The sequence below is a fragment of the Ruegeria arenilitoris genome, assembly GCF_013035315.1.
Classification (GTDB): Bacteria; Pseudomonadota; Alphaproteobacteria; order Rhodobacterales; family Rhodobacteraceae; genus Ruegeria; species Ruegeria arenilitoris_D.
This window is the reverse complement of the sequence record NZ_WQHP01000001.1, coordinates 91,050-113,237: the sequence shown is the minus strand read 5'-3', so window position 1 is coordinate 113,237 and position 22,188 is coordinate 91,050. Positions and strand designations below refer to the sequence as shown.

General features: G+C 59.8%; 18 protein-coding genes. 13 read left to right on the top strand and 5 right to left on the bottom strand.

Annotated elements, in window-relative coordinates:
- Nucleotides 1-40: 40 nt before the first annotated feature.
- From GOV53_RS00560 to GOV53_RS00550, 3 genes are all read left to right on the top strand, one after another.
- Nucleotides 41-934, top strand: coding sequence for a PfkB family carbohydrate kinase (locus GOV53_RS00560; protein ID WP_170463451.1), 894 nt, complete (start codon nt 41-43; stop codon nt 932-934).
- Nucleotides 931-1,845, top strand: a complete 915-nt coding sequence (locus GOV53_RS00555) for a pseudouridine-5'-phosphate glycosidase (RefSeq protein WP_170463449.1) — start codon at nt 931-933, stop codon at nt 1,843-1,845. The genes GOV53_RS00560 and GOV53_RS00555 overlap by 4 nt, the downstream gene beginning before the upstream one ends.
- Before the next feature lie 67 nt (nt 1,846-1,912).
- Nucleotides 1,913-2,590, top strand: coding sequence for a DUF502 domain-containing protein (locus tag GOV53_RS00550; protein WP_170463447.1), 678 nt, complete (start codon nt 1,913-1,915; stop codon nt 2,588-2,590).
- Here GOV53_RS00550 and GOV53_RS00545 read toward each other — a convergent pair whose 3' ends face one another.
- Both GOV53_RS00545 and GOV53_RS00540 read right to left on the bottom strand, forming a co-directional pair.
- On the bottom strand, nt 2,591-3,655 hold the full coding sequence (locus GOV53_RS00545) for a patatin-like phospholipase family protein (RefSeq protein ID WP_170463445.1): 1,065 nt from the start codon (nt 3,653-3,655) through the stop codon (nt 2,591-2,593). It lies immediately after the preceding gene.
- Nucleotides 3,633-4,406 carry a 3-hydroxybutyrate dehydrogenase gene (locus GOV53_RS00540; protein WP_170463443.1) on the bottom strand — a complete coding sequence of 258 codons (774 nt, stop codon included), beginning with the start codon at nt 4,404-4,406 and terminating at the stop codon, nt 3,633-3,635. The genes GOV53_RS00545 and GOV53_RS00540 overlap by 23 nt, the downstream gene beginning before the upstream one ends.
- Before the next feature lie 292 nt (nt 4,407-4,698).
- On the opposite strand from GOV53_RS00540, the gene GOV53_RS00535 reads away from it, so the two are divergent.
- Together GOV53_RS00535 and GOV53_RS00530 are read left to right on the top strand one after the other, a co-directional pair.
- Nucleotides 4,699-6,513 carry an extracellular solute-binding protein gene (locus GOV53_RS00535; RefSeq protein ID WP_170463441.1) on the top strand — a complete coding sequence of 605 codons (1,815 nt, stop codon included), beginning with the start codon at nt 4,699-4,701 and terminating at the stop codon, nt 6,511-6,513.
- A 447-nt stretch (nt 6,514-6,960) separates the two neighbouring features.
- Nucleotides 6,961-7,197 (top strand): hypothetical protein, encoded by a 237-nt coding sequence (locus GOV53_RS00530; RefSeq protein ID WP_170463439.1) that lies wholly within the window; start codon nt 6,961-6,963, stop codon nt 7,195-7,197.
- Here GOV53_RS00530 and GOV53_RS00525 read toward each other — a convergent pair.
- Nucleotides 7,186-7,809, bottom strand: a complete 624-nt coding sequence (locus GOV53_RS00525; protein ID WP_170424471.1) for a helix-turn-helix domain-containing protein — start codon at nt 7,807-7,809, stop codon at nt 7,186-7,188. The two genes, GOV53_RS00530 and GOV53_RS00525, sit on opposite strands and share 12 nt — an antisense overlap.
- A 65-nt stretch (nt 7,810-7,874) precedes the next feature.
- On the opposite strand from GOV53_RS00525, the gene GOV53_RS00520 reads away from it, so the two are divergent.
- From GOV53_RS00520 to GOV53_RS00500, 5 genes are all read left to right on the top strand, one after another.
- Complete coding sequence (locus GOV53_RS00520; protein ID WP_170463437.1) at nt 7,875-9,392, top strand: class I adenylate-forming enzyme family protein; 1,518 nt, start codon at nt 7,875-7,877, stop codon at nt 9,390-9,392.
- Nucleotides 9,389-10,048 (top strand): DsbA family oxidoreductase, encoded by a 660-nt coding sequence (locus tag GOV53_RS00515; RefSeq protein ID WP_170463435.1) that lies wholly within the window; start codon nt 9,389-9,391, stop codon nt 10,046-10,048. Before GOV53_RS00520 ends, GOV53_RS00515 begins: the two co-directional genes overlap by 4 nt.
- A gap of 75 nt (nt 10,049-10,123) precedes the next feature.
- Nucleotides 10,124-11,332: a multidrug effflux MFS transporter gene (locus tag GOV53_RS00510; protein ID WP_170463432.1), complete on the top strand. Its 1,209-nt coding sequence runs from the start codon at nt 10,124-10,126 to the stop codon at nt 11,330-11,332.
- A gap of 57 nt (nt 11,333-11,389) precedes the next feature.
- Nucleotides 11,390-13,054, top strand: coding sequence for a hypothetical protein (locus GOV53_RS00505; protein WP_170463430.1), 1,665 nt, complete (start codon nt 11,390-11,392; stop codon nt 13,052-13,054).
- Nucleotides 13,051-13,674 carry an SH3 domain-containing protein gene (locus tag GOV53_RS00500; RefSeq protein ID WP_170463428.1) on the top strand — a complete coding sequence of 208 codons (624 nt, stop codon included), beginning with the start codon at nt 13,051-13,053 and terminating at the stop codon, nt 13,672-13,674. Before GOV53_RS00505 ends, GOV53_RS00500 begins: the two co-directional genes overlap by 4 nt.
- Here GOV53_RS00500 and mfd read toward each other — a convergent pair.
- Both mfd and GOV53_RS00490 read right to left on the bottom strand, forming a co-directional pair.
- Nucleotides 13,671-17,129 (bottom strand): transcription-repair coupling factor, encoded by a 3,459-nt coding sequence (gene mfd, locus GOV53_RS00495; protein WP_170463426.1) that lies wholly within the window; start codon nt 17,127-17,129, stop codon nt 13,671-13,673. The genes GOV53_RS00500 and mfd overlap by 4 nt on opposite strands.
- Nucleotides 17,130-17,151: 22 nt before the next feature.
- Entirely contained in the window at nt 17,152-17,676 is a 525-nt protein-coding gene (locus GOV53_RS00490; protein WP_170463424.1) for a component of SufBCD complex, read from the bottom strand.
- Between the two features lie 118 nt (nt 17,677-17,794).
- Here GOV53_RS00490 and hemB point away from each other — a divergent pair, with 118 nt between their 5' ends.
- The 3 genes from hemB (at nt 17,795) to GOV53_RS00475 (ending at nt 22,140) form a co-directional block, all read left to right on the top strand.
- On the top strand, nt 17,795-18,793 hold the full coding sequence (gene hemB, locus GOV53_RS00485; RefSeq protein ID WP_170463422.1) for a porphobilinogen synthase: 999 nt from the start codon (nt 17,795-17,797) through the stop codon (nt 18,791-18,793).
- A gap of 143 nt (nt 18,794-18,936) precedes the next feature.
- Complete coding sequence (locus tag GOV53_RS00480) at nt 18,937-19,509, top strand: YSC84-related protein (protein ID WP_170424452.1); 573 nt, start codon at nt 18,937-18,939, stop codon at nt 19,507-19,509.
- Nucleotides 19,510-19,677: 168 nt separating this feature from the next.
- Nucleotides 19,678-22,140 carry a penicillin acylase family protein gene (locus tag GOV53_RS00475; protein ID WP_170463420.1) on the top strand — a complete coding sequence of 821 codons (2,463 nt, stop codon included), beginning with the start codon at nt 19,678-19,680 and terminating at the stop codon, nt 22,138-22,140.
- Nucleotides 22,141-22,188: the final 48 nt, after the last annotated feature.

Below are 22,188 nucleotides of genomic sequence, written 5' to 3'. Positions count from 1 at the left end.
GACCCTTGCACCTGCGCGGGGCCTGCGGCATGACGATCACATGACTCAGAACAGCGACATTCTTTGCATTGGCTCGGTCCTGTGGGACGTGATTGGCCGGTCTGCCAGCGCCATGCGGCAGGGCTCGGACGTGCCGGGACGGATCACCCGCCTGCCCGGCGGCGTGGCGATGAACATTGCCATGACCCTCGTGCGCTTTGGCATGACCCCCACCCTGCTGACCGCTATTGGCCGTGATCCCGAAGGGGATGAGCTGATCAATTCCTGTGCCCGGCTGGGCATGGTGACCGATCACGTCTATCGCTCGCAGGATTTGCCTACAGACCGGTACATGGCGGTCGAGGGGGCCAACGGCCTGATCGCGGCCATTGCTGATGCCCATTCGCTTGAGGCCGCAGGGGCCAAAATCCTGCGCCCGCTGATGCATGGTCCGTTGGGCTTTGAAAACGCACCGTTCGAAGGTCCGATCGCATTGGACGGCAACCTGACGCTGACACTGCTTGAGGAAATTGCCCAAAGCCCCGCCTTTGCCCGCGCCGATCTGCGCGTGGCCCCCGCCTCGCCCGGCAAGGCCGAGCGTCTGCTGCCCTTCCTGAAACATGCGCGTGCGACGCTCTATGTGAACCTCGAAGAAGCAGGCCTACTATGCCAACGCGAGTTCGCTGATTCCGAATCCGCAGCCAAGGGCCTGCTGGACCGTGGCGCGCTGCGCGTTCTGGTCACCGACGGAGGTAACTCGGCCACCGTAGGCAGCGCAGATGAAATCCTGACACAAACACCCCCATCCGTACTGGTCACCCGAGTGACCGGGGCGGGCGACACATTCATGGCGGCCCATATCGCCTCAGAGGCCAGTGGCGCATCGAGCGAAGAGGCTCTGACCCGCGCTCTGAACGCCGCTGCAACATACGTATCCGGAGAAACCCCACTGTGATCGACATCCAATATTCCGCCGAAGTCCGCGCCGCCAAAGACGCAGGCCAACCCATCGTCGCGCTGGAAAGCACCATCATCACGCACGGGATGCCCTACCCTCAGAACATCGAGGTGGCGGCGCAGGTCGAACAAGACATCCGCGACGCGGGCGCGGTTCCGGCTACAATGGCGGTGATCAAGGGCAAGCTGCATGTAGGTCTGGAAGCCGATGAGCTGAAAGCACTGGGTCAGGCGCAAGGCGTTGCCAAACTGTCCCGCGCCGACATGGCCGCCTGCATGGCCACCGGCGGCACCGGTGCGACCACGGTCGCGGCCACGATGATCGCCGCGCACTATGCAGGGATCGAGGTGTTTGCCACCGGCGGTATCGGCGGTGTGCATCAGGGTGCCGAGACGACATTCGACATCTCTGCCGACCTGCACGAACTGGCGCAATCCCCGGTGACAGTTGTGGCTGCAGGGGCCAAAGCGATCCTGGATCTTGCCAAAACGCTCGAGGTTCTGGAAACGCTCGGCGTTCCGGTCATCGCCTACGGGCAGGACGAATTCCCGGCCTTCTGGTCAGCGAAATCGCCTTACGCCGCGCCGCTGCGCATGGACAATGCCGAGGACATAGCCAAGGCGCACGCAACGCGCCGCGCACTGGGTCTGCCCGGCGGTCAGCTGGTCGCCAATCCAATCCCTGCCGAGGATCAAATCCCGGCTGAGGAACTGGCTCCGATCATAGCCTCAGCGCAGTCCGATGCCGACGCTCATCGTATCACCGGCAAGGGTGTCACGCCTTACCTGTTGCAGCGGATTTACGAACAGACCGAGGGGCGTTCGCTGACTGCAAACATCGCCCTGGTGCGCAACAACGCCCGGCTCGCGGCTGGCATTGCACGCGCGCTGGCGGACCGGAGCGATTGACATAAAGCTATTGTACCAAGGCACCGGACTGCTTAACTAATTCGGCACAAAGCCGCTCAGGACTGCAATGAACACACCATTTGACGAAGAACCGCATCGCCGACCGGGCCTGTTGGCCCGCCTGCGCGCGTCGTTCCTGACCGGCATCGTCGTCATTGCGCCTGTATGGCTTACGATTTGGCTGATCTGGTCGGTTGTCGGCTGGATCGACAGTGCGGTGTTGCCGCTGATTCCGCAAAGGTTCCAGCCACAAGAATATGTGGGCATCAACCTGCGGGGCGTCGGGGTGGTCATTTTCCTGGCCTTCACCGTCGTTGTCGGCTGGATCGCCAAGGGCATCCTTGGGCGCTCACTGATCCATTTCGCCGAAAGTCTTGTGAACCGGATGCCGGTCGTCCGCTCGATCTATTCCGGCATCAAACAGATTTCCGAGACGGTATTCGCCCAGACCGAGCGGTCGTTCGAAAAGGCCTGCCTGATCCAATACCCGCGCCGTGGTATCTGGGCGATAGGTTTTGTCTCGACCACCGCCAAAGGCGAAGTGGCCGACCGCGCGGAAACCGGCGGCGATCTTTTGAGCGTTTTCGTTCCGACAACGCCCAACCCGACGTCTGGCTTTTTGCTGTTTTTCCCAGCCGAAGACGTGATCCTGCTGGATATGTCCATCGAGGACGCGGCTAAGCTCGTGATTTCTGCGGGCCTTGTCTATCCCAACGAAAAAGACCCAACGCAACCGCCCGAGTGATCAGCTGAACATCTCTGGCAGGTCGACCGAGCTGCGCTCACCCAGATCATCCTTGTGATCAGCCAGAAACCGATCCGCAGCAACGCGGCCCGCGTCTTTCAGCTTGTGCAGGATCACAGGGTTCGGAACCGTTTTGGTCGCGACGGACAGGTCGTTCATCAGCTCGTCATCCGCGATCATATGAACAAGAACCCGGCTCATCTCGCCCGCTTTCAGCTTGCCGTCCGCCAACAGACGCTGCACGAAATTGATCGCTCGTAACTCACGCAGCAGCGACGAGTTAAAGCTGATCTCATTGATCCGGTTCTGAATCTGCTGCGGTGTTTTCGGCACCTCATCCCGTTCAAGCGGGTTGATGTTCACGATCACCACATCGTCGGGCAAACCATCGTTAAACAGCGGATAAAGCGCCGGATTCCCTGTGTATCCGCCATCCCAGTAAGCCTCGGTCCGGCCTGACTTGGGGTCAAAAATCTCAATCGCCTTGAAAAGATTTGGCAGGCAGGCAGAGGCCAGGATCGCGTCGGTTGAAACTTCGTCCCCGGTAAAGACGCGGATCTTGCCGCTGCGGACACAGGTTGCACAGACAAAGAGCTGTGGCCCCTGATCTGCACAAACCTCATCAAAGTTGAATGTGTCGACCACCTGCTGCAACGGGTTGCGATAGAACGGGCCGTAGGCGTAAGGCGAGACCAGTCGCGACACGGTATCGCCAACCGAGAACGGCAGGGAATACTCCATCGCCTGAGATATCTGTGCGGGTTCGACTGCCTGCATCCAGTTGGCAAGGCGCATATCGCCTACCGCACCCATCTGCGCCCACAACCCATTCAGGCTTGCCCGCGCGCCTTCGCGCCCGTTGTGAACCATCCCGGATTTGAACGCGGCCCCGTTCAACGCCCCGGCCGAGGTTCCGGTGATAGCCGCAACCTCGATATCGTCCTCGTCCAATAGCCGGTCCAGGACACCCCAAGTAAACGCGCCATGCGCGCCGCCGCCCTGCAATGCCAGATTGATCTGTTTCACAACACCGCCTCCTTTTTCAGAGTGCAGTCCAACCACCATCAACCGATATTGTGGTCCCCGTGATCTGCGCCGCCGCGTCCGAGCACAGGAAAACCGTGGTGCCACCCAACTGCTCGACCGTCGCGAATTCTTTGGACGGCTGCCGTTCGAGCATGACGTTCTTGATCACGTCCTCACGGCTCATGTTGTATTCCTTCATGGTATTCGGAATCTGCGCCTCGACCAGTGGGGTCAGCACGTAGCCGGGACAGATCGCATTGCATGTGATCGGCTCTTGCGCCGTTTCCAGCGCGACCGATTTGGTCATCCCGACCACACCATGCTTGGCAGCGATGTAAGCCGATTTAAAGGGCGACGCCGTCAATCCATGGGCCGAGGCAATGTTGACGATCCGCCCCCAACCGGCCTCGCGCATCATCGGCAACGCCGCGGCCATCGTGTGGAAGGCCGAGTTCATGTTGATCGCGATAATCGCGTCCCATTTGTCGACCGGGAATTGATCAACGGGTGCAACATGCTGAATGCCTGCGTTGTTCACCAGAATGTCACAAGCCCCCGCCTGCTCGATCAGGGCGCGACATTCGTCACCCTTGGACATGTCCGCCTTGATATAGCGCGCATTGGTACCCGTCTCTTGCGAGATTTCGGCAGCCAGCGCATGGTCTTCGTCACGGTCGGTGAAGGAATTCAGAACCACATTGGCCCCGGCCTTGGCCAGCTCGCGCGCGACGCCCAATCCGATCCCTGAATTCGATCCGGTAATGATGGCTGTTTTTCTCGAAAGGCTCATGGCCGAACTCCCTGAAGGTACACTTTGACGACACAGTGCCATGCTGCACCTGCAAAGAGAACGGGGAAACATTCTGCCCGCGCAACTGATCGGAAAAAGCGCAAAAAAAACGCCCGCGCGAAGCGGGCGTTAAGTTATTGAGGCAGGTTTCATACAGGCAAGAAACCTATCGAGCAGTGCATCCTTTATAAGCAATTCCGCGCCTTCGTCCAAGCTAAAAGTTTGATAACAAGAAAAATCATCGCTACGGTGAATCCCAACAAAATAAGGCCAGAGCAGGATTGTTTCCAAAATGAGCCCCAATTTCCTCCGCCCCGTTCGCCCCCTTGTCGCGGGAATCACCGCCCTTTTGAGCGCTTCAATCGCGCATGCAGATTCGGCCCATGGCATAGCTATGTACGGTGACCCCGCCCTACCACCGGATTTTGTGTCCCTGCCCTACGCAAATCCGGATGCGCCCAAAGGCGGGAAAGTCGTGTTTGGAAACACCGGCGGCTATAACAGTTTGAACCCCTTCGTGCAAAAAGGCAGCTCGCCCTGGCAGTTACGGTTTTGGACCCACGAGAGCCTTATGGGCCGCTCTTGGGACGAACCTTTCACACTTTACGGGTTGTTAGCCGAATCAGTTGAGACAGCTCCCGACCGCTCTTGGGTCGAATTTTCGCTGCGCGAAAACGCCGAGTTTTCCGATGGCACGCCGGTCACCGTGGATGATGTGATCTGGTCATATGAGACATTGGGCACCGAAGGACACCTGCGGTATCGCGGGTTGTGGGGCAAGATCGACAGCATCGAACAGACCGGTCCGCGCTCGGTTCGGATCACCTTCAATGAACCCGATCGCGAACTTGCCCTGATCGCCGGTCTGCGTCCGATCCTGCAAAAGGCGCAGTGGGAAGGCAAAGACTTTGCCGATGCCGGGCTGCATGACATTCCGGTCGGAACCGGACCTTATGTGGTCGACGGTTATGAAGCCGGGCGGTACGTCACCCTGAAACGGAACCCCGACTATTGGGGCGCTGATATCCCATTCCGCAAAGGCACCATGAACCTGGATGAGATGCGGATCGAATTTTATGGCGACGGCACTGTCCTGTTCGAGGCATTCAAAGCCGGAGAGCTGACAGCCGTGCGTGAATTCAACGCCGACAAATGGGCCACGCAATACAACTTTCCCGCCGTGCAGCGCGGCGACGTCGTTAAGACTGAGATCCCCCATGGCAAGCCCTCGGGGATGACCGGCTTTGTGATGAACACCCGCAAGGCTCCATTTGATGACTGGCGCGTGCGCGAGGCGCTGACGCTGGCGTTCAACTTCGAATTCATCAACGACACGATCACCGGCGGCGCACAACCTCGGATCGCCTCTTATTTCTCGGGCTCGGACCTTGCCATGCAACCCGGCCCGGCCACCGGACGCGTCGAAGAGCTGTTGCTGACCTTCCAGGACGACCTGCCACCGGGCGCGGTGGAGGGCTACACCCTGCCCGAAAGCGATGGATCGGCGCGTAACCGAAAGAACATCCGCGCTGCAACCAACCTTCTGGCCGAAGCAGGCTGGACAATTCAGGACGGCGTGCTGCGTAACGCCAACGGTGATGCCTTCACCCTGACCGTCCTGCTGCAGCAGGGTGATACAGAAAGCGAAACGGCCATCGAGATCTATTCGCGTGCGCTGGAGCGTCTGGGCATTCAAGTGACCACCGAACAGGTCGACAGCGCCCAGTTTACCGCGCGCACGTCTGAACTGGATTTCGACATGACCTTCTTCCGCCGCGCGCTGTCACTGTCACCCGGCAATGAGCAACGCCTGTATTGGGGCAGCGAGAATGCGGACACGCCGGGAACCCGGAATCTGATGGGGGTCGCCTCGCCCGCTGTGGACGGTTTGATTGACGCCATGCTGGCCTCGGAAAGCCACGAGGATTTCGTCTCGGCCACGCGGGCGCTTGATCGTGTCCTGACCGCCGGGCGCTATGTCATTCCGATCTGGAACTTTGATGTCGGCCGGATCGCCCATGCCAAAGAACTGAAACAGCCCGAGACTCTGCCGATCTATGGCGACGGTCCTGAATACATGCCACAGGTCTGGTGGTACGAGGATTGACCCGCCGCGCAAAGATCGGCGGAAATCAGCACAATACACAGGCTCGCCACATGTGGCGAGCCCCAACCATCACTCTCGCAAGATGTTGTTGCATCCCCTAAAGTGGGTACATAGCAAAAAAACTCACACAAAAGGCTTTACGGAACTGGTTCCGCCGGTATAGCCTTGCCCAATAGTTACGCGATTGAGGCGAATTGATTATATCTTTAGAATTCGAGACATAACTCTTCGCCCGATCCGTAGCACATTGAATTTACGGACCGGCCTCCACTCACTCAAAAACTAGGTCCGTCTGCCCGTTGCGGGTTGGCTGCAACGGGCATTTCCGCATCCTAAATCCACCCTCAGAAGGTGCGACATTTTGTCATGCCCGATCACCCCGTATGCGTTCGTACCCTGAACCCCAGGCCGAGCAGTTGTGTAACCGATTAACCGGAAAGATCGCTGATGTTGAAATGGACCGATCTGACGCAAGACTGGGATGCAATGTATGCGCGCGCCAAGCGACGTTTTCCGAACCTGAAAGACCAGGACATGGTGCGGTTCAGCAAGGACCGTAAACGTTTCGAGGCATATCTGGCCGAATGTCACCAACTGACCGTGAACGAAGCCCACGAAGAGCTTGAGGACTTTCTGTTCACTGAAGGCTTGAACCGCGAATTCAGCCGCTCGTTAAGTGAGTGATGTCACCCACAGGATCATTGCGTCTTCATCGCTGACCGAGATGACGTTGTGCCCCATGCTGCCGTCGTAATAGGCGCTGTCACCACGGCGCATTTCGACGGGTTCATAGAACTCGGTATAAAGACGCACTACACCCGTCAGCACATACAGGAATTCTTCGCCATCATGGCGGACCCAGCCGTCGAACTCGTCCATTGACCGCGCGCGGACACGCGCACGATAGGGCAGCATCTGCTTTTTGGTCAGCGTATCGGCCAGCAGCTCATGTTCATAAGTCGTGGTGGGATGCGCGGACCCTTCGCCCATCCGTGTCACGGCCATCCGTCCAATAACTTGCTCCCGCTGCGGCGGCGTGAACAACTGCGGGACCGAGATCTCCAAACCGGTCGCTAGCTTTTTCAGAGCGTCATATGTGGGCGACATCTGTCCATTCTCGATCTTGCTGAGCGTTGAACGTGCCAGACCGGCCTGGCTTGCCGCCTGTTCCAGCGTCCATTTCCGCGCTTTACGCAACTCGCGTACACGCGCGCCGAGGTCCAGCGGCTCAACTTCCGTTTGTTCGCCCGTGTCGCGCGCGATGCGGATCAAAGATGTCTGGTCTTGGGTGCTCATGCGTCATTCTATAGGCATAGCCCGTCCCGCTTGCAACGTACCAGTGGTCGCGCTAGCCAGTTGTCATGCTTTCGATATTCGATCAGGGGCCGCCGCCGCCCTGCCCGTCTCCGTTCAACCTGGCCGCCCATGTGCTGCGCCATGCAGACGGGGTCTCTGACAAAACGGCCTTATCCGTGTTGGGCCCTGACAGTGCGCAGAATTGGACGTATCGCAACCTGAAACAGGCCATTCTTGGCACTGGAACGGGGTTGTTGCAGGCCGGGTTGGCACCAGGTGACATCGCGTTGATGCGTTTGGGGAATACGGTTGATTTCCCGATTGCGTATCTGGGCGCGATTGCTGTTGGCATTGTCCCCGTTCCGACCTCTTCGCAACTGACCGAACCTGAAACAGCGCGCATGATCGACGATCTGAAACCGGCCGCGGTTCTGCGCGACCCGGTGGTCGCCTGCGCTGCGCACCCTTTTCAGATCAAGCTGGGCGATCTGGCCGCGATGCGCGATCTGCCCCCGGCTGCGTTTCAGATGGGTGACCCGGACCGAATGGGTTACGTGGTCTACACGTCCGGCACATCCGGCAGACCAAGGGCCGTGGCCCACGCGCACCGCGCCATCTGGGCGCGTCAGATGATGGTGGATGGCTGGTACGGTTTGCGCGAAACGGACCGGTTGTGCCACGCTGGAGCGTTCAATTGGACCTACACGCTGGGGACCGGCTTGATGGACCCTTGGACCATCGGCGCGACCGCCTTGATCCCTGAACCCGGTACAGACTTGAACGACCTTCCCGCACTGTTGCGCCAGCATAATGCCACCATATTCGCGGCTGCCCCCGGCGTTTTCCGAAAGGTTCTCAACTCGGGCGAGGACATTACCTTTCCTGACCTGCGCCACGGGTTGTGCGCAGGGGAAAAGCTGCCGCGCCACCTGCATGAACGGTGGGTAGATGCGACCGGAACCGAGCTTTACGAGGCCTATGGCATGTCCGAATGCTCGACCTTCATTTCCTCAAGCCCGGCCCATCCGGCGCGGGGCAATGCGTTGGGGCAGCCGCAGCCCGGCCGTCGGGTGGCAATTCTGGGACCGGACGGTCCCGTACCACAAGGACAGGAAGGCACGATTGCGGTTCATCGTTCGGACCCCGGCCTGATGCTTACCTACCTCAACGCCCCGGACGAGGCCGACGCGCGGATGCAGGGCGATTGGTTTTTGACCGGCGATCAGGGTGCAATGGCCGTCGACGGGCAGATCACCTATTTGGGCCGCGACGACGACATGATGAACGCGGGCGGCTACCGCGTGTCGCCGGTCGAAGTCGAGGCCGCCCTGTCCCGCTATCCCGGCATCGCTCAGGTCGGGGCTGCGGCGGTCGAGGTTAAACCGGACACATTTGTGATAGCTGCCTTCTATACAGGGCCAGAAAAACTGGACGATGACGCTTTGCGCACTTATGTCGAAGCAAATCTGGCGCGTTACAAGCAACCGCGTGCCTTTATCCATCTGCCCGAACTGCCCGCTGGTGGGAACGGAAAACTTCTGCGCCGGGCGCTGCCGGCCTATTTCAAGGCGACCAACGAATGACCCAGACCGTCAAGCTTGATATCATGTCCGACCCGATCTGCCCCTGGTGCTATATCGGCAAAACCCATTTGGACAAGGCGCTGGCTGCTATTCCCGACCACCCGTTTGTGATCGAATGGCATCCGTTCCAGCTGAACCCAGATATGCCCGACGCAGGCATGGATCGGCGCGAGTATCTGGAACGCAAGTTTGGGGGCAAAGAAGGCGCCGTGCGGGCCTATGCGCCGGTTGTCGAACACGCCGAAAACGCGGGCCTCAAGATCGATTTCGAGGGCATGAAGCGCACGCCAAACACGCTGGACGCGCACCGCCTGATCCATTGGGCGGGGATCGAGGGCAAGCAGAACGCCGTCGTGGACGCCCTGTTCGACGCATACTTCGTGCAGGCCCGCGACATTGGCGATCACGAGGTTCTGGCCGATATCGCCGACAACGCCGGAATGGACGCAGCCGTTGTTCTGAAACTGCTAAAATCCGACGCCGACCGCGAGGATATCAGCAACCGCGACATCCATTCCCGGCAGATGGGCGTCAACTCGGTCCCAACTTTCATTGTGGCCAATCAACACGCGGTTCCTGGCGCACAACCCCCTGAAATGTGGGAAAAAGTGATTGCCGAGATCATGTCTCAACTTGAGGCTTCTCCTGCAAATTAGCACAGACCCCTGTGCAATTTGACACCTAGCGCCACCTGATCTGCCGTGATAGCGCGATCAGGTCAGGAGGGCGCTATGGCCAATCGCATGTCTCGCGGCGAGTTCATCGCACTAATCGCAATGATGTTTGCAACGATCGCATTTTCGATCGACGCCATGCTGCCAGCCCTACCGAACATCGGTGCGCAGCTCAGCCCGGATGACATCAACAAGGCGCAATTGATCCTTACGTCGTTTGTTCTGGGCATGGGCATCGGCACGTTTTTCACCGGGCCGTTGTCTGACGCCTTCGGGCGCAAACCGGTTATCTACGTGGGTTCAGCCTTGTACATCATCTCAGCGGCTGCGGCATGGGCCAGCTCCTCTCTCGAGGTGTTGCTGATCGCCCGCATCTGTCAGGGGATCGGCTGCGCGGCCCCCCGGGTGGTGGCCATGGCGATTATTCGGGACCTCTATTCGGGCCGTGAGATGGCGCGGATCGTGTCGATCGCGATGATGATTTTCACGCTCGTTCCAGCCATTGCGCCGATGATGGGCGCTGGCGTAATCGCCTTGACCGGCTGGCGGGGTATCTTTGCCTCGTTCATCCTGTTCTCGCTGATCACGGTCGTCTGGATGGGCCTCCGCCTGCCCGAGCCGTTGGCGGTCGAGAACCGACGCCCGCTGCGCCTGCCCCTGATGATGGATGCAGCGCGCCAGATGTTTGCACACCCGACGGTCCGTTTGTCGATCATGGTGCAGACCTTGTGCCTGGGCATGCTGTTCACCATGCTGACGATGGTGCAGCCGGTCTATGACATCATTCATGACAGTGCCGACAGCTTCCCGTTCTGGTTCGGTTTTGTCGCTCTGATGTCGGGCTCGGCCAGCCTGTTGAATGCGGCGTTTGTCGTCAGACTGGGCATGCGTCGGATCGTAACTTGGGCACTGGGAGCGCAGGTGATCTTTACAACCGGCGTCATCCTGTTGAACGCGACGGATCTTTCGCCGACCTTATCCTTTGCCGTATTCGTCAGTTGGCAGACGGCGGTGTTCTTCATGGCAGGCATGACCATGGGCAACCTGAACGCCATCGCGATGGAGCCGATGGGCCATATCGCGGGAATGGCGGCATCAGTGATCGGGGCAATCTCGACCGTGTTCGCCGCCGCAATCGCCGCACCCATTGGTCAGTTGTTCGACGGCTCAATTCTCCCACTGGCCATCGGGATCCTGACGATGAGCGCCCTGGGCTTTGGCCTGATGCTGCATATGGGTCGGATCGAAGACAGGCTGCCTGCCTGATCTGTGCAGACCGGATGAATCGGGTTAACCTCCCCTCTATATGAGGGGGGATTTTCAATGAGCGATTATTACGATCTTGGCGCCTATTCCTGTCCGATCACCACGTCCTCGGCCGAGGCTCAGCTTTGGTTCGACCGGGGTTTGAACTGGACATATGGCTATAATCATGACGAGGCCGTGGTCTGTTTTCAGCGCGCACTGGAATTCGATCCCGATTGTGCGATGGCGCATTGGGGCGTGGCCTATGCGGCCGGGCCAAATTACAACCTGCCCTGGAACCTGCTGGACGACCGAGGGCAACGAAAGGCGCTGGCGCTGGCCTATGACGCAGCGCAAATGGCTGTTGCCTTGGCTGACAAGTGCACACCGGTCGAACGGGCGCTGATCGCCGCCCTGCCCGCACGATACCCTCAGCGCGACCCTGTCGCAGACATGCACAGCTGGGACCACGATTTCGCCGACACCATGCGCGCAGCTTTTGCGGATCAGCCCGGACACCTCGACCTGCGCACGATTTATGTCGAGGCGCTGCTGAACCTGACCCCCTGGCAGATGTGGGATCTGAAGACAGGCCAACCCGCCGAAGGAGCCGCGACACTGGAGGCGCAAAAAGCGCTTGAGGATGCGATGACCGAAGATCCGGCTGCCATGTCTCATCCCGGTCTGCTGCATCTGTATGTGCACCTGATGGAGATGTCTCCGACCCCGGAAAAAGCTCTAAAGGCTGGGGATGTGCTTCGCACTCTGGTCCCTGATGCAGGGCATCTCGTCCACATGCCCACCCATATCGACGTGCTGTGCGGGCATTATCAGAACGTCGTCCACTGGAACGAAAAGGCCACCGAGGCCGACCTGAAATACTATGAGCGTGAAGGCGCGTTTAACATCTACACCGGCTATCGCCAGCACAATTATCACTTCGCCATCTACGGTGCGCTGTTTCTGGGACAGATGGAACCGGCTTTGCGCGCCAATCAAGGCATCTGGGACACCACGCCCGAGGCGATGCTGCGCACCGAAAGCCCACCCATGGCAGATTTCTTCGAAAGCTATATGTCGATGGGGCCTCATATCCTGATCCGGTTTGGCCGGTGGGAAGAGGCGAAAGCGTTGCCCTTGCCCGACGATCAGGACCTCTATCGCACGGTCACGGCGACCACCCATTACGCGCGTGCCATCGCATTTGCCGCAACGGGTCAGGTGACAGAGGCCGAGGCCGAAGAACAGCTTTTTCTGGCCGCAAAGGATCGGGTGCCGGAAACTCGGCTGCTGCACAACAACCGGGTTATCGACCTTCTGGAGATCGCCCGCGAAATGCTGCGCGGAGAGATCGAGTACCGCAAAGGCAACTATGACACCGCTTTTGGTCACCTGCGCCGCTCGGTCGAGTTGGATGACACGCTGCCCTATGATGAGCCTTGGGGCTGGATGCAACCGACCCGCCACGCGCTGGGGGCGTTGCTGTTCGAACAGGGGCATGTGATTGAAGCCGAAGCGGTTTATCGTGAGGATCTGGGGCTGGGCGGCACCCTCAGCCGGGCCTCGATCCACCCCGACAATGTCTGGAGCCTGAAGGGCCTGCACGATTGCCTGAAGGCGCGCGGGGAAACCGTTGAAATCCGGCAAATTAAACAGCGCCTGGACCTGGCACTGGCCCGCGCGGATCGGGCCGTTGGGGCCTCATGCTTCTGCGCTCAAGCTGCGATGAAGGCAGCAGAATGATCCGCGTCTTGCTTTGCCTGATGCTCTGCGGTCCTGCTCTCGCCGATCGACAAACCTTTCCGCCTGTCGATGAGGCCGACCGCGACCCCTCCCTGTTGGCCTTTCGCGACAAACTGCTGGCGGATGTAATCGCGCGGGACACCGACGCCGTGATCGCCTCAGCCTGCCCCGACATCTACTTGAGCCACGGCGGCGACGGCGGCCCGGAAGAGCTGCGCGAATACCTAGCCACAGGCGACGCCTATTGGCGCAGCTTGGAAACCACCCTGTCACAGCCGGGTTACTTTGATGATGAGGGTGAGTTCTGGATGCCCCATCAGTGGCAGATCACCCTGCCCGCCACGCTGGACCCGGCCATGGCCTATTTCGTAAGCGGCGGCGACGTAACCCTCAGACAGGCTGCCCAATCCGATGCCCCGGCTCTGGGCCTGATCAGCCATGAGATCGTCATCATCACCGCCTATCAGGATGCCGCCGACTATCAACCGGTGATGCTGACCGACGGGACCCGCGGGTTCATGCACAGGGATTTCCTGTGGCCCATGACCGGCCACCGCGCCGCGTTCGTGAAATCGGACGCGGGCGAATGGCAGCTGTGCACCTTTGTGAGCGGAGACTAAGCCTTCGCCTTTTTCTTCTTCTCGGCCATGACTTTCTCGGCCAGATCGCGTGCGATTGCGAAGGCTCCTTTGATCTTGTCGGCGTCCTTTTTCCAGTCGCGCCGGACCACAATCTTGTTGTCCTTGACCTTGGCCAACCCGCGTTGGTTCTGGATGAACTCGACCAGACCTTGTGGCGAGGCGAATTTGTCATTGTGGAACTGGATCGTCGCGCCCTTCGGTCCGCCGTCCAGCTTGGCAATGCCTGCGCGCTTGCACATCGCCTTGATGCGAACGACCAGCATCAGGGTGTTCACCTCTTTCGGAAGCGTGCCGAAACGGTCGATCAGCTCTGCGGCAAAACCCTCCAGCTCGACCTTGGTCGAGAGCGAAGACAAGCGACGATAGAGGCCCAAACGCACGTCCAGATCGGGCACGTAGTCCTCGGGGATCAGGACCGGTACGCCCAGATTGATCTGCGGTGCCCATTGGTCATCGGCATCCGACAGCCCTTCCATCTCACCGGCTTTGATCTTGGCAATCGCCTCTTCCAGCATCGACTGGTAGAGTTCATAGCCTACATCGCGCATCTGGCCCGACTGTTCTTCGCCCAACAGGTTACCCGCGCCGCGAATATCGAGGTCTTGCGAGGCCAGCGTGAAACCAGCGCCCAGAGTATCCAACGAACCCAGAACCCGCAGGCGTTTTTCAGCGGTGGCCGTCAATTTTTGGCGCGGTTTTGTGGTCAGATAGGCATAGGCGCGCGTCTTTGACCGCCCCACCCTGCCGCGGATCTGATACAGCTGCGCCAGACCGAACATATCCGCCCGGTGCACGACCATCGTGTTTGCCGTCGGAATATCCAGCCCGCTTTCGACAATCGTGGTCGCCAAAAGCACATCGTATTTGCCGTCGTAGAAAGCGTTCATCCGGTCGTCGAGCTCGCCCGCCGCCATCTGCCCGTGGGCCACGACATAGGTCAGCTCTGGCAGTTGTTCTTTCAGGAATTCCTCGATCTCGGGCAGGTCCGAGATACGCGGCACCACGTAAAAGCTCTGCCCGCCCCGGTAGTGCTCTCGCAGCAGCGCCTCGCGGATCGTGACTGCATCAAACTCGCTGACATAGGTGCGGATCGCCAAACGGTCGATGGGCGGAGTGCCGATGATCGACAGATCACGCACCCCGGTCAGCGACAATTGCAACGTCCGCGGGATCGGCGTCGCGGTCAGGGTCAGCACGTGGATATCGCTTCGCAACTGTTTCAGGCGTTCTTTGTGGCCAACGCCGAAATGCTGTTCCTCATCAATGATCAACAGGCCGAGATTGTTGAATCGAATACCCTTGGCCAGCAGCGCGTGCGTGCCGATCACGATATCCACCGTGCCGCGCGCTAACCCGTCTCGGGTTTGTTGCGCTTCTTTTGCGGACACGAAACGCGATAGTTGCCGAACCTCAAGAGGGAAGCCGCGGAACCGTTCTTTGAACGAAGCCGCGTGTTGGCGCGCCAACAGAGTGGTCGGCGCGATCACGGCGACCTGCACGCCCGACATGGCCGCGACAAAAGCCGCGCGCATGGCAACCTCGGTCTTGCCAAAACCGACATCGCCGCAGATCAGGCGATCCATCGGCGCGCCAGAGTGCATGTCCTCCATCACCTCAGAGATCGCACGCAACTGGTCATCGGTTTCCTGATACGGAAAGCGCGCGCTGAACTCGTCCCACGCATGCGGTGGCGGGTCCATGACGGGTGCCTTTCGCAAGGCGCGTTCGGCGGCGATGCGGATCAGCTTATCCGCCATCTCGCGGATACGCTCTTTCAGCTTGGCCTTCTTGGCCTGCCACGCGCCGCCGCCCAGACGGTCCAGCAGCCCTTCGTCATGGCCGTATTTCGACAAGAGTTCGATGTTTTCGACTGGCAGGTACAATTTGGACTGTTCGGCATACTCCAGCAGCAGGCATTCATGCGCGGCTCCGGCGGCCGTCACGACCTCCATCCCAATGTAACGTCCGATACCGTGGTCGACATGCACCACCAGATCACCGGGTGAAAGGGATTGGGTTTCGGTCAGGAAGTTCTCGGCCTTGCGGCGTTTTTTGGGCTGGCGGATCAGGCGGTCGCCCAGCACGTCCTGCTCGGCAATGACCGCCAGACCCGGCGTTTCAAAGCCGTGCTCCAGCGCCCAGACCGCCAGATGCAGACCACGTTTTCCGATGCGGGTGCCGTCGGTGACGGGGATCGCTTCGGCCAGACCTTCATCCTCGATCAATCCGGTCAGGCGTTCGCGCGCGCCCTCTGAGTATGATGCGATCAGCACCGGCCCCTGGGCCATCTTGTCGGTGATATGACTTGCCAGTGCGCCGAACAGGCTGATGCTTTCCTGTTGCCGCTCCGGTGCAAAGTTGCGCCCGATGCGCCCGCCCGCGTCAATCACACCGGGGCCACTGGCCTGCGGCAGAGGGCTGAACTGGATCACCCGCCGGTCGCCGACCGCCTGTACCCAGGCGGCATCGTCCAGATACAGCAAACCCGGTGGCGTCGGTTTATAGACCGTGTCCATGCGCGAGCGATTTTCAAGCGCCAGCCGACGCGTTTCGTATTGATCCACGATCGTATCCCAGCGCGCCAGTAGAGCGGGTGTGACCTGATCATCCACGGTGATCGTCGCCTCGGGCAGATAGTCGAACAGGGTCTCCAGCTTGTCGTGGAAAAACGGAAGCCAGTGTTCGATGCCCTGATGTTTGCGGCCCGCGCTGACTGCTTCGTAGAGAGGGTCGTCAGTACCCGCCGCACCGAACTCGATACGATAGTTCTGGCGGAACCGGGTGATGGCGGCGTCGTCCAGAATGACTTCGGATACTGGGGCCAGTTCCACGAAGTCCAGCTTTTCGGTGGTGCGCTGTGAAACAGGATCGAACCGGCGTGCGCCGTCCAGAACGTCGCCAAAAAGATCCAGCCGCACTGGGCCGGATTCGCCCGGCGGGAAGATGTCGATGATGCCGCCGCGTATGGCGTAGTCGCCCGGTTCCATCACCGTGGGACTTTGGGCGAATCCCATTCGAACGAGGAAATTGCGCAGCGCCGTTTCATCAACGCGCTGGTCTACGCGGGCGGTGAAGGCAGATTCGCGCAGTAGATCACGTGCAGGTACACGCTGGGTAGTGGCATTCAGCGTGGTCAGCAGGACAAATCGATCCGGCATCTGGTGGACCAACGCGGCCAATGTCGCCACGCGCGCGGCGGCAATGTCGGCATTAGGCGAGACCCTGTCATAGGGCAGACAATCCCATCCCGGGAACTCAAAGACCGGCATGTCAGGCGCGAAAAAGGCCAATGCGGCCCGCATCGCTTCCATCCGCTTGTCGTCGCGCGCGACATGGCAAACAGGCCCGCCGGACCGGGCGATTTCGTTCAGCACAAGCTGTGCATCAAACCCTTCGGGAGCGCCGCCAACCGTCACATGGTTCGGAGCTGTCATCGCCTTGCCTTTCCGATTGTACTTATCCCAGAACGCCGATCGACAGGTTCTGGTACATACCCCACAGGGAAGTAATAACAATTGAGATCATGCCAATGATCTGCGTGTAAATTCTGCACCGTGTCAGGATTTTTGCCACAGGCTCAAGCGCAGGCTCAATACGGTTCAATTTGCGTGCCGCGCGAATATTGATCAGCATCACCAGCGAAACGGGAAACAGCAGCAGAAATACGGCCTGTGCAAATTCCACCTCATAATAGAATCCAAGTATCACCAGCCCAGTAAAGAAAAAACAACTCAGCGCCATAAGAATCAAACCAGAGACGTCGACGATGTAAAGAACACGGTTTCTGTTGATCCGCACGATGTCGAGCAGATCCTGCTCAGCCTGTCCGCCCGTTCGCCGCGCCCGTACAACCAGATCATAGGGTACACCCATCGCCCAGTGACTGGCCGACGACCACAATACTGCCAGTCCGATCCAGTACCACAGATTCGAAAAGCTTCGCATGTCGATGAGTTCGAAAATCGAAGAGTGCAAATCCACGCGTCAGCCCTTTGTTCACTGTCTTTGGGGCCTTCTTCGAACAAGCGCGTCCATTGTACCCTTGAGACCACCGGAAATTCATGCCACCCAATGCACGAATATTCAAGGAGAGCGCGCCATGAAACCGACCATAGCCCCCTACCCACTGACCCGTTTTCGTCGGGCGCGCCAATCTGATGCCATCCGTGGACTGGTTCGGGAAAACACGCTCACAACCGACGATTTGATCTGGCCGGTTTTTGTGAGGGACGGCGAAGGGATCGAAGAGCCCATCCCTTCGATGCCCGGTGTTGTGCGCCGCTCGGTCGATCTGATCGCAAAGGCCGCCGTTGAGGCGCAGGCGCTGGGGATTCCGGCGATATGCATCTTTCCCTACACGGATCCGTCCCTGAAAACCGAAGGTTGCGCCGAGGCCTGGAACCCGGATAATCTGTCGAACCGGGCCATTCGCGCAATCAAAGAAGCCGCCCCGGAAATCGCCGTGATGACCGACGTCGCGCTGGACCCTTACAACATTAACGGCCACGACGGGTACGTGGTCGATGGCGAGATTGTGAACGACCAGACGGTCGACGCGCTGGTCAAAATGACACTTGCGCAGGCCGATGCCGGGGCCGACATCATTGGTCCGTCCGACATGATGGATGGCCGCATTGGCGCGATGCGCCGCGCGCTTGAGGCTACGGGCCATCACAACGTGATGATCCTAAGCTATGCCGCGAAATACGCCAGCGCCTTTTACGGTCCATTCCGCGATGCCGTCGGCGCATCCGGCGCTCTGACCGGCGACAAGAAAACCTATCAGATGGACCCCGCCAATTCGAACGAGGCCCTGCGCCTGATCGAACGCGACCTGACCGAAGGCGCGGACATGGTGATGATCAAACCTGGCATGCCCTATCTGGACATTTGCCGCCGTGTAAAAGACGCATTTGGCGCGCCTACTTATGCGTATCAGGTGTCCGGCGAGTACGCGATGGTACAGGCTGCGGCCCATAACGGTTGGATCGATGGCGAGAAGGTAATGCTAGAGAGCCTTCTGGCATTCAAACGCGCAGGCTGCGACGGTATCCTGACCTACTTTGCGCCTCAGGTCGCGCGCATCCTGCAAGGCTAAAACCCCGGACAGTCGCAATTTTTCGCCGATCGCCATTGTGAGCGGCCCAGCTTTCCCGTGACACACGGACGCAATCGGCGTATTCTTGCACATAAGATCGGGAACACCCGACACATCAGGCAGTTATAATACAGAGAAAAAACATGAGCAGTTCCAACTCCCCCCGACTGAACCGTCGTGGCTTTGCGCTTGGCATGGCCGGGCTGACGGTCACAGCAGCCTGCGGCAACGGCGTGGGCAATTCGAACGCGGCCCAAATCGACGCCCGTGTGAACGTCACCCTGAACGAGATGTTCACCAAGTATCCAAACACGGTCGAGATCGCCAACAAGTCCACCGGCATGCTGGTCATGCCCCTGATCACCGAGGCCGGCTTCATCTTTGGCGGCGGCTTTGGCCAGGGTGCGCTGCGGATCAATGGTGCGACGGTCGACTACTACTCGGCCGTCAAGGGCAGCGCTGGCCTGCAGATCGGCGCACAGCAATACGCGCATGTGTTGTTCTTCATGACCGAGGACGCGCTGAACGATTTCCGCCGTTCCAGCGGTTGGACCGCGGGCGCTGACATCGGCTATGTGGTCGACGCAACCGGCAGCACCCTTTCGACAACAACCACCACTCTGCGCACCCCGGTGATCGCGGCCATCTTTGGTCAGGCAGGTCTGTTGTTCGGTGCGACGCTCGAAGGCACCAAATACACGCGCATCATTCCCTGATTTCGAATACCACACCCCCTCAAGCGCACCCCGCCGCGTCGTCAGCGACGCGGCGGGGTTTTTCATCTCTGCAGCTTAACTCAACGTTCGCGGGCCGTTCCTCTTTCGGTCGGTTAGCCCTTCCAGTAGGGTTCAGCCAATGATTTCGTACGGGAATGTGGGGCGTTCATGGGTCTTGTTTTTCGCTGGCTGGTTCGGATTGCAACGGGTCTGGTCCTGTTGGCGGTTGCCGCCGTGGTTCTTGTCTACTTTCTCGCCAGCCAATCCCTGCCGGACTACGATCAGACCGTAGAAGTCAACGGGCTGAGCGCCCCGGTCGAAATCGTGCGCGACACGGCCAATGTTCCCCATATCCTGGCTGAAAACGACCCCGACGTGTTCTTTGGTCTGGGCTATGCGCACGCACAGGACCGGTTGTGGCAGATGACCGTGATGCGCCGCACTGCGCAGGGTCGTCTGTCCGAGGTTTTTGGCGCGCGCACGGTCGAAATCGACAAGCTTTTGCGGCGGTTTGATCTTTATGGCCTGGCGCATCGCTCGGTCCAGGTTCAGGACGACTACACCAAGGCGGCGCTGCGGGCATATGCTGCGGGCGTCAATGCGCGATTGGATGAGATCAACGAGAATGCGCTGGGTCGTGGCGCGCCCGAGATGTTCCTGTTCAACGCACCCGTTTCGCCGTGGCAGCCGGGTGACAGCATCGCGGTGATCAAACTGATGAGCCTTCAGCTGTCCGGCCATCTAAAGGATGAGGTGCTGCGCGCACGGACTTCGCTGATACTGAACGACCCGCAACGGCTATCCGATATTCTGCCGGACGTGCCCGGCGCGGGCATCGCGGCGTTGCCCGAATATGCGGCCCTGTTCCCCGGCCTGCCGCGCTATGCCGAGGGCACTCCGATGCCCGACACGCCCTTGTCCCCATTCCCCAAACGCGGATTGGCCGGGGCATCCAACGCATGGTCCGCCGCGCCTTCGCGCTCGGCGATCGGAGGCACATTGCTTGCCAACGACCCGCATCTGGGCCTCACTGCGCCCGGTGTCTGGTATCTTGCCCGGCTCGAACTGGCCAAAGGCGGCGTTATCGGCGCGACCATTCCCGGTATTCCGGCGATCATGACCGGACGCAGTGATCGTCTGGGCTGGGGCCTGACCTCGTCCTATCTGGACGATCAAGACATACATATCGAGAAGCTGAACCCTGAAAACCCCGAAGAATATCTAACGCCGGATGGCTACAAACGGTTCCGCACCCGCCCCTCGATAATCGAAATCAAAGACGAGGCGCCAATCACCCTGACCCTGCGCTGGACAGAAAACGGACCGGTTCTGCCCGGCACGCATTATGATCTCGAGACGATCACGCCGCCGGGCCACGTTGCATCCCTGTCCTGGACGGCGCTTAGCCCGCGCGACACGTCGATGACCGCGTCGATGGGTTTGATGAATTCGGACAGCGTACGCGAAGCGATTGATGCAGCCGAGCTGTTCATCGCGCCCTCGCAAAACCTGTCACTGGTCGACAAAGACACCATTGGCATGAAGTTGATCGGGGCGATGCCGAAACGGGATATTCGCAACCAAAGCCGCGGCCGCATCCCGACACCCGGTTGGCTGGCCGAAAACCTGTGGCAGGGCCGCCTGCCCTACGCGGACAACCCGGAATTCGTGGCCCCGGCGGGCGGGATACTCGGCAACACAAACAACAAGATCATCGACCGTCCCTTCCCCAACCATGTCTCATACGAATGGGGCGACACGCAGCGCGTTCACCGCTGGGAACGCCTGATGCAATCGCGCGAGGTTCACACCCGCGACAGTTTTATCGAAGCGCAACTGGACACCGTCAGCTTTACCGCCCGCTCGTTGCTGCCTTTGATTGGTGCCGATCTGTGGTTCACCGGAGCCTCGGCCCCTGAAGGCACCCCCGAGCGTCAGCGCCAAATCGCCTTGTCCCTGCTGGCCGAGTGGAATGGTGAGATGAACGAGCACCTGCCCGAACCACTGATCTATGCCGCGTGGTTGCGCGCGCTGCAGATCCGGCTGATCTCGGACGAGCTCGGGCCGCTGGCTGCCGAGTATAAGCATGTCGAGCCCCTATTCATCGAACGGGTTTACCGCGACATTGAAGGGGCCTCGGTCTGGTGCGACGTGCGCCAAAGCGCTCCGGTGGAAACCTGCACCGACATGGCCCGGCTTGCGCTGGACGATGCGCTGATCTGGATCACCGAGAAGTATGGCGACGCGCTGGAATCCCTGCGCTGGGGTGATGCGCATCAAGCCACTCATGACCACCCTGTTCTGGGATCGGTTCCAGTGCTGCGCTTCTTCGTCAATATTCGCCAGTCCACCAGCGGGGGCGACAACACGCTGCTGCGCGGTCGAACTTCGGGCGAAGGCCCCGACCCGTTCCAGAATGTCCATGGCGCGGGCTATCGCGGGGTCTACGACTTTGCCGACCCCAACAGCTCGGTCTTTATCACTGCAACCGGGCAGTCCGGTCATTTCCTGTCGCGATACTATGATGATCAGGCGCAGCTGTGGCGAAGGGGCGAGTATATCCCGATGTCGCTGGACCTTGATCTGGCCCGCGCAGCCGCGGTCGGCGTGACCAACCTGATCCCCCGCTGATTTCGCCGCTTCGGCAAGACCTTGCCCCTTTTTTCCTCGGTCGTGGAC

Bases quoted from the DNA above. Each gene is read 5' to 3' on its own strand.
- GOV53_RS00560 (WP_170463451.1), top strand. From the start codon at position 41: ATGACTCAGAACAGCGACATTCTTTGCATTGGCTCGGTCCTGTGGGAC.
- GOV53_RS00550 (WP_170463447.1), top strand. From the start codon at position 1,913: ATGAACACACCATTTGACGAAGAACCGCATCGCCGACCGGGCCTGTTG.
- GOV53_RS00545 (WP_170463445.1), bottom strand. From the start codon at position 3,655: ATGGTGGTTGGACTGCACTCTGAAAAAGGAGGCGGTGTTGTGAAACAG.
- GOV53_RS00540 (WP_170463443.1), bottom strand. From the start codon at position 4,406: ATGAGCCTTTCGAGAAAAACAGCCATCATTACCGGATCGAATTCAGGG.
- GOV53_RS00535 (WP_170463441.1), top strand. From the start codon at position 4,699: ATGAGCCCCAATTTCCTCCGCCCCGTTCGCCCCCTTGTCGCGGGAATC.
- GOV53_RS00530 (WP_170463439.1), top strand. From the start codon at position 6,961: ATGTTGAAATGGACCGATCTGACGCAAGACTGGGATGCAATGTATGCG.
- GOV53_RS00525 (WP_170424471.1), bottom strand. From the start codon at position 7,809: ATGAGCACCCAAGACCAGACATCTTTGATCCGCATCGCGCGCGACACG.
- GOV53_RS00520 (WP_170463437.1), top strand. From the start codon at position 7,875: ATGCTTTCGATATTCGATCAGGGGCCGCCGCCGCCCTGCCCGTCTCCG.
- GOV53_RS00515 (WP_170463435.1), top strand. From the start codon at position 9,389: ATGACCCAGACCGTCAAGCTTGATATCATGTCCGACCCGATCTGCCCC.
- GOV53_RS00510 (WP_170463432.1), top strand. From the start codon at position 10,124: ATGGCCAATCGCATGTCTCGCGGCGAGTTCATCGCACTAATCGCAATG.
- GOV53_RS00505 (WP_170463430.1), top strand. From the start codon at position 11,390: ATGAGCGATTATTACGATCTTGGCGCCTATTCCTGTCCGATCACCACG.
- GOV53_RS00500 (WP_170463428.1), top strand. From the start codon at position 13,051: ATGATCCGCGTCTTGCTTTGCCTGATGCTCTGCGGTCCTGCTCTCGCC.
- mfd (WP_170463426.1), bottom strand. From the start codon at position 17,129: ATGACAGCTCCGAACCATGTGACGGTTGGCGGCGCTCCCGAAGGGTTT.
- hemB (WP_170463422.1), top strand. From the start codon at position 17,795: ATGAAACCGACCATAGCCCCCTACCCACTGACCCGTTTTCGTCGGGCG.
- GOV53_RS00480 (WP_170424452.1), top strand. From the start codon at position 18,937: ATGAGCAGTTCCAACTCCCCCCGACTGAACCGTCGTGGCTTTGCGCTT.
- GOV53_RS00475 (WP_170463420.1), top strand. From the start codon at position 19,678: ATGGGTCTTGTTTTTCGCTGGCTGGTTCGGATTGCAACGGGTCTGGTC.